The sequence below is a fragment of the Acinetobacter sp. YH01022 genome (assembly GCF_013420235.1).
GTDB lineage: Bacteria > Pseudomonadota > Gammaproteobacteria > Pseudomonadales > Moraxellaceae > Acinetobacter.
The window spans coordinates 1-7,841 of sequence record NZ_VOYP01000076.1 but is presented as its reverse complement, the minus strand read 5'-3'; the positions used below and the strand labels follow the sequence as shown (position 1 = coordinate 7,841).

The following is a 7,841-nucleotide window of genomic DNA, read 5'->3' as shown; positions in this document are numbered from 1 at the left end:
GGATAATCTTTTTCGGATTCAATCAATAATTGAACCGCTCTATCTCTGATTTCAGGGGTATATTTTACTTTTTTCATCGGGACATTCTCTCAGAAAGTTTGGTCTCCGACAAACCCGGTACGGTTCATAGTCATTGCACAACTTCACTGGAGAGATTCACCAACATATTAATCTCTCCAGTGAAGCATCTTAATGAACATAATACACGTTATGCCGAAATCCGTGAGCTTTGGACGTTTGTATTTTTATTGTGGAAGTTAATTTATAAACGTCCAAACTAATTTCAGTAGCAACAACCTATCGGATCACAAAGAACTTTAGCCAAAAATGAACTGATACCAACCTGACCAAACAAACACTTTAAAAGCCAAGATCAAAGCAACAATTAAAATTTGAATCAGCATAAACAAATAAATTAAATCATCTTTTGTAATCATCTAAATCAGCCCTATTTTGATTCATTTTTAGTCAATCGTAACCCGCATGTTATAAATGGGGATAGAAAAATCAGTCCGGAGACTAGACTCAGGACTATGGAATTGCTTATTTAGGGTACTTTCCCCCGTGTTTTTACGGGTTTTGATGTTTTTTTTGATCAGATTTATTAGACATGAAGATCACCCCAAGCAACTAGTTAAATGGAATGAAATAAGACCTTTGAACATGATTGAATGACAACGAGGACATTCAGCAAGGTCGATCTGGTGAATTGCATTAATTTTCATTTAGCCATCCCCCAACCTGAAACATAGAAAATGACAGTGAAAAAAGCGTAAGAAACAAGACAAATGCAAATAGAAATAAAGATTAACTCAATGATCCTATACATCAGCAATCACCCATTTCTTCTTTTAATTCAGCGTTTGTTTTCTTATAGAGATCTGCATATCGCTGTTCAGTGGGTAGCTAAGATCAAGATTAGAATTTTAAAATAAAGGAGCTGGTTTAATGATTTGATGAATCACTTTGAATACGGCCATCGACCAGATTGATGGTGCGATCACAGGTCGCAGACAGACGTGGATCGTGCGTTACCAGCAGTACAGCACAATCACGTTCGCGATGCACTTTACGGAACAGTTCAAACATTTCTGCAGCCGTCTGGGTATCCAGATTCCCTGTAGGTTCATCAGCTAATAATAGCGCTGGTTCTGTAATCAGTGCCCGGGCAATCGCCACCCGCTGTTGCTGCCCTCCCGAAAGTTCATTCGGTTTACGATCCGCAAACTGTTCAAGACCGACTGCTGCAAGCAGTTCACGCGCTCGCTCCAGTGCCTGTTTGTCCGGCTTGCCATGTGTCAGCATTAACGGCATAAGTACATTGTTTAAGGCAGTAAAAGCCTGAATAAGATGATGAAACTGAAACACGAAACCGATACTGTTGCCGCGTAGCGCAGTACGTCCGGCATCATCCATGCGACTGGTTGGCTGACCCAGCAAATACAGCTCACCGCTGCTAGGTTTATCCAGCAAACCTAAAATATTCAATAAGGTACTTTTACCGGAACCGGATGGACCAATCAGCGCAGCAAAATCATTGCGGGCGATACGCAAATCGATTCCATGTAATACTTCAACTTCATTGGGCTGCCCGATATTATAAGATTTATGCAGCGCTTCTAGGCGCAGTACTTCCTGAGACTGGTCAGACATGACGAATCGCCTCCACAGGGTCCAATGCTGCTGCCCGGCGCGATGGTATCGCAGCAGCCAGTACGCCAGTCAGCGTAGCCAGTAACAAGGCCAGTATTACCAGATTGATCGAAAGAGGAATGTAAAACAGACCCGGGCCAAAGGTGTTGAATATCCACACCAGACCATAACTGACCGCACTGCCTAAAACTGAACCCAGCAGGCCAAATATTGCGCCCTGAAACAGGAAAATTCGTAAAATTTGCAATTGGGTCGCGCCAGTCGCGCGTAAAATACCGATTTCCCGGGTACGCTGCACCACGCTGACCGACATAACGCTGGCAATTCCAAATGCCACGGAAATTGCCACAAAGATAATAATCATATTGGTTGACAGGCTCTGAGCGGTAATTGCATTCATCAGCTGAGCATTGGTTTTAATCCAGCTTTCGGCTTTTAATGAGGTCAAGCGTCCTATCTGTGCAGCAATATTGTCTGCCTCAAAAATATCTGAAATAGTCAGGTCAATCACTGTAACTCCACCAGGTAAACTGAGTAAGGACTGTGCCTGTTTCAAGTCCAGATACACATAGCGCGCATCCAGTTCGCGTACCCCAAGTTCAAAGATCCCGGCCACATTGACCAATGCACTGTTCTCCCGCCCCGTATCCAGCCGTAACTTGCTTCCCACCTGCACACCCAGATCTTTGGCGAGCTGACTGCCAATCATTACATCGTCTGCACCGATGCGCAACTGACCGCTTAACAGATATTCTCTCAGTGGGATAATCTGTTGATAACGTTCAAGATTAATACCCACCAAGGCGACAGATTGAATGGCATCACCCCTTTGCACAAAGGCCGGCCCGGATACCACCGGAGATACGGCGGTCAGTACCGGCAACTGATCTAAAGTCTCAGTAATCTGCTGCCAGTTGTTAATTGAGCGCAGGCGCTGTGCCCGCTTGTCTTCCTGCAATAATTGCACCGTTCCTGCAGCAGGCTGCACAATCTGATTCACCTCATCCGGTGACAGCAAACGGATATGCGCCTGAGTACCCAAAGTACGTTCGACAATATTCGACTGCAATCCTTGAATTAAAGCACTGATAAAAATGATGACAGCCACACCCACTGCAACACCCACAGTAATCATGATGGACTGTGCACGGCCTTCACGCAAAAAACTGATTGCGATTGTCCATTCTGTCCAGAGCCGCCCGAAAAAGTTTTTCAATCGAATTTCACCGGTAATTCATTTTTACTATTTGTATCATCAGCCTGATGATTCCAGGGTGTTTTTTGCTGTTTTAAGCGTACCCTCTCACCCTCTGTTAAGGGTGCTTCGGCATTGGCCAGCACCTGATCACCATCACTCAAACCTGAAACCACTTCTGACATGGCCAGGCCACGTAAACCTAAGCTGACTTGCTGATATTTTATTTTTCCATCACGTACCAATAGCACACTGGCCTTATCGCCTTTGATACTGCTTAAAGCATCGTTTGGAATAGCCAATGCCCGCTCTCGTCTGTTGGTCTCGACATTCACCGACACCGTCATATCCTGACGCAGAAAATCAGGCACCGGATCGACGGCTAAGCGAACCTCTACCGTACCACGCTGCGGATCAATGCTTGGCGCTATAAAATTGATCCGGGCCGGAAAAGCTTGATCCGGATAGGCATCAGAAATGACCATTGCCTTTTGCTGTAAAGCAAGTTGCGGTAAATTTCGCTCATCTAAAGGCACACGAATTTCTGTATTGCCCTTCAATGCGATGCTAAATAAAGTCTGACCCGGTTGGATCAGATCACCCGGTTCCACATCCAGAGTGAGTACCGTACCGGTGACTGTAGAGCGAATTTTAGTTTTGGCCAGTTGAGCCTGGGCTGCAGCAAGTTGCTCACGAAGCTTGGCTTCCTCGACTTGACCAGGTGCCAATGCTGCTGTTTTTAGACGTACTGTTTCAAAATTATTGCGGGCGACTCTTTCCGCTTCCACGGCCTGTTCTATTTCTTCTGCTGAGAGTATGCCAGCTTCTAGATTACGTCTACGTGCTGCTTCCCGACTGGCCTGTTCCAGCTGGGCTTTGGCAGTGGCCAGTTCTGCTACTGCCTGTGGACGCCGGCTGGTTGCGAGTTCGGTCAGAGCCACTTCAGCTTGTCGTACCTGTGCACGCAGTTCATCCGATTTTAAGACGAGCAGTAAATCACCCGGCACCACCTGATCACCTTCCTGCACAAACCGCTCAAGAACGACACCGGTAATTTCGCTGCCCACCTGAGCACGTGATACGGTTGCTACACGGCCAGTCGCTACTACATTTTGCACCAGAGGCCTGTATGTCAGGGTATATCCTGGTAACACAGGTCCCTGCCACCATCGAAATAGAGCATAGCTTGCTGCAAGTATAAGCAGCAGGATGATAATCACAAATTTATAGCGAACAACGCGCAATGAATCTCTCCAGTTCAGCTTAAGAGCTTGGTACATCTAACAGCAAGTACTGTTGCTCTGTAGAATTGTATGCTTCAACTTGTTATTGACAATAAGATTTTTTGAAAAGCCTCATGAAATTAAACCATTACACTATGGTAGCGATCGGCCTGTTGTGAATTGGCTAGGATTCAAATGAGTCATATAAAGATAAACGAAAAATAACCCCGCTTACACCTATTTCCGTATTTTTACTACTTTAAAATTCATAAGCCAGTTTAACTTAAACGGAAGGGTCGCCCAAATTCAAGATATCTCTATTGATCTTTTGATAGACCTTATTGTGGCTATGCACTAATTTTCACTATGCGAAATTCAATAATAGAAAATGAGGATCTGTTGATAATTCGTCTATATTTGCGAGTGCAAGTATTTTTTAGAGGATGTGAGGCAAGAAATACTAAATTTAGTCATTCTAAACGAGTGGTTCACAATGAGGTAATAGCAAAAAAGATCTAGTCCATGGCTGTGCTTTGTTCTGGCTCAGGTTTTGATTCTCAAATGATCACAATATACATATAAAAATAGACCCCTTACTATGTAGTGCATAATAAGAGGTCTTTATTTAGGGGACTATTAGAAGTTATAGATTGCAACTGCATTTAAGCGGTTGTCTTCACCTGTCTTGCTAGCAAAAGTTTCACGTTCACCATAGACATATTCAAGACCAAAACTCAAAGGCTTGGTTGGGCTATAAAAAACATTTGCCCAGGCTTGCCAGAGGTCTTTATTGGCTGTAGCTGCACTTCCTGGAGCATCCAGATAATTTTGATCTTTATCAAAAGTCATATAGCCGTAGCCCAAAGTGCCATGTAATTTGTCACTAAATTTTTGGGTAACACCTAGCATAATAGAATCAAATTCGTTTTGTACAAGACTACCATCTGCTTCTACAACAACACCTTTATTGGCAAATGATACGAAGCTGCTATCGCCTTTAACATGGTAATAATCTGCTTTTAAGGTGGTACCAGGTACGACATCATACTTTGCACCTACACCTACTCCCCATGCCATTTCTTCTTCAGAATTGATACGCTTTTCATGACCCATGGCACGTACGCTGACATTTAAGTTATCTGCAAATTGATGATTTAAACGTGCGGTTAACGCCGGTAAACGCTGAGTGATCACCTTATCAGTGACCAATTTATCTTTAGGATCTTCAGCAGCTAATACCAAATTGGTTTGTGGATTAAATTTGGTGGTATAACGCACTTGTGGTGTACGTTTCACAGCACCACCAACGTATGCATTTGCATCAATAGTTTCTGGCATATAATCCGGTACTGCAAAGTTTGACCAGGTTTGCCCCAACAGCCAGTTACCATAATTTACATAGGCATGACGGATACGCAGATTATCGAAGTTAGCTCCACCCAAAAAGTCGACTTCAATTTTACCTTTGACCTCTTGCTCAGAAGCCTGAGTTTTAAAATCAAGGCCTAAACGCGTTGCAGATAAAGTCGAGCTTAAACGGTCGCTATTTCCGGCAGTACCTTCCAGTGCCACGTTATTGATCTGGTTATATGGCCAATCGATAGGACCGCCATCAACCTTATAAGAGGCATCTAAACGCACATTACCATATAAATTAAACTCGGCGCCTTTGGCAGTTTTTAATACAGGGTTCGCTGGCACAGTTGCTGCAGTACGTTGTATGTTAGCAATTGCTGTTGCAGTTTGTGCATTCTGTACTTTTTGCTGCTCCACCAAACTACGTAAAGCTTGAACTTCCTGTCTAAGCTGTTCAATTTCATTTTGCTGCTGGGTTTGTGCTTGCGCTGCAACACTCATTCCTCCCATGCTTAATGCAATCATGCTTATCATGAGCGTACGCTGCATATTTGGTCGAACCGTTGTTGCTTGTAAATCAGTTGTTTGGGTTAATGTTTTCGCGTTCATCCTAAACTCGCTTGTTATTGTGCCGTCAAATTCTAGCAACAGATCACCATCGCTTACGATGGCGATCTATATCATTGATGATAGTAGATTAATGGAAAGGTAAAGAAATTATTGGGTGACTTTTTGTGCAACAGGACTGCTTTTGACAGCAGATTCTGCAAGGGCTTGGCCTTCTACAGAAGATTTTAGATTAACCATGAAAACAGCCAGCGCAGCGATCACACCCGGAATAGCGATGGCAAAGAAGTTCATTTGGTGTGGCAATTCAAAAGTTAATAAAGTTCCGGTCAGTACTGGTCCTACGATCGCTCCGATACGGCCAATCCCTGAAGCCCAACCCATGCCGGTAGAACGTACAGTCGATGGGTAATATTGTGCGACGAAGGTATATAGCAGAATTTGTGAACCGATAGTCGAGGCACCTGCCAAGGCAATCAGGGCATACAATACAAACTGTGGACTGTTAAAACCAAGCAGAACCAGAGCCGATGCACCGCATATAAACATGATGGTCAATACTTTTTTGATGTGGAACTTGTCTGCCAGGTAGCCACCGCCAATCGCGCCAATCATGCCGCCAATGTTCAGGGCAAACAGGAAGATCATACTTGCGCCCAGTGAATAACCTGCCTGAATCATTAGTTTTGGTAACCAGCTGCCTAAAGCATATACCATCAACAGGCACATGAAGAAAGCCAGCCAGAACATGAAGGTACTAAAGCTACGGCCTTGCTGGAACAATGCTTTGAGTGGCGCTTCATCACCTTTTTTCACCTCATTCAGGACAAATTCAGTTTGAGCTGTAATCTGCTGTTCTGGTGACAATTTTTGGATAATGACGTGGGCCTTTTCTGTTTCTTTTTTAACAGTCAGGTACATCAGCGATTCTGGCAGGAATTTCCAGATAACCGGCAAAAGTAATAATGGAGTACCGGCAAGAAGGAACATGATTTTCCAGCCAAACTGTGGAACCAACCATGCGCCCAATAATGCAGATGACATTCCACCAATCGCATAACCACTAAACATCAGGGCAACCAGCGTGCTGCGGATACGTTTTGGTGCATATTCGGTCATGAGGGCAACCACGTTTGGCATTACGCCACCAATTCCCAAACCGGCTAAGAAGCGAAGAATACCGAACTCAGTAGGGTTACTGGCAAAAGAACCTAAAAAGGTAAAACCACTGAAAAGTGCAACACAGATCATGATGGTTTTTTTACGGCCAATCTTGTCAGAGAGAGTACCAAAGCTCATGGCACCGAACATCATGCCAAATAATGCAGTACTGGCCAGCAAACCTGCCTGTACGGTACTGAGTGCCCATTCCTGCATCAGGAGTGGTAAAGCTACCCCATAAATTACCAGGTCATAACCGTCAAAGATAATGATCAACAGACACCAAAGCAACACACCCCAGTGAAATGGCGTAAATTTTGCCTCATCGATCAGCGTATTAATATTCACTTTATTTGTAGACATCTCCACCTCCTAATTGTGAAGTTCAGTTTCTGGTGCTCACAATGCAGAAGATGCGAAAAAATGTCCAAAACTGAATAGGCATGTTTCTATACCTATAAAGTCTGCTTTAGGTCAAAATCCTGTATTTACTATGCTTTAGATATATTAAAGACCATGAGACCCATCACCTTTTTATATAAAAATATTTTATTGAGTCTCGCAGATTCAAATCCCAAGTGCGACACATTTGTAGTTAGTTGAAAAAGTTAGGTGTATTCGTAGAATCATTGGACTTTTTCAACTCGCAATTGGAAAGCACACAATGAAGAAATACACCCAACTTT

Annotated in this window: 5 protein-coding genes; all 5 read right to left on the bottom strand. The window is 43.7% G+C overall.

Features of this window, described 5'->3' with window-relative positions:
- Positions 1–945 precede the first annotated feature (945 nt).
- The 5 genes from FTT87_RS15325 to FTT87_RS15305 all read right to left on the bottom strand — a co-directional run bounded on the left by FTT87_RS15325 (position 946) and on the right by FTT87_RS15305 (position 7,518).
- Positions 946–1,653 carry an ABC transporter ATP-binding protein gene (locus FTT87_RS15325; protein ID WP_180042553.1) on the bottom strand — a complete coding sequence of 236 codons (708 nt, stop codon included), beginning with the start codon at positions 1,651–1,653 and terminating at the stop codon, positions 946–948.
- Positions 1,646–2,869 (bottom strand): ABC transporter permease, encoded by a 1,224-nt coding sequence (locus FTT87_RS15320; protein ID WP_180042554.1) that lies wholly within the window; start codon positions 2,867–2,869, stop codon positions 1,646–1,648. Before FTT87_RS15320 ends, FTT87_RS15325 begins: the two co-directional genes overlap by 8 nt.
- Positions 2,866–4,092: an efflux RND transporter periplasmic adaptor subunit gene (locus FTT87_RS15315; RefSeq protein ID WP_180042555.1), complete on the bottom strand. Its 1,227-nt coding sequence runs from the start codon at positions 4,090–4,092 to the stop codon at positions 2,866–2,868. Before FTT87_RS15315 ends, FTT87_RS15320 begins: the two co-directional genes overlap by 4 nt.
- A 615-nt stretch (positions 4,093–4,707) precedes the next feature.
- Complete coding sequence (locus FTT87_RS15310) at positions 4,708–5,976, bottom strand: DcaP family trimeric outer membrane transporter (RefSeq protein WP_180042602.1); 1,269 nt, start codon at positions 5,974–5,976, stop codon at positions 4,708–4,710.
- A gap of 168 nt (positions 5,977–6,144) precedes the next feature.
- Positions 6,145–7,518 carry an MFS transporter gene (locus FTT87_RS15305; protein WP_180042556.1) on the bottom strand — a complete coding sequence of 458 codons (1,374 nt, stop codon included), beginning with the start codon at positions 7,516–7,518 and terminating at the stop codon, positions 6,145–6,147.
- Positions 7,519–7,841 lie beyond the last annotated feature (323 nt).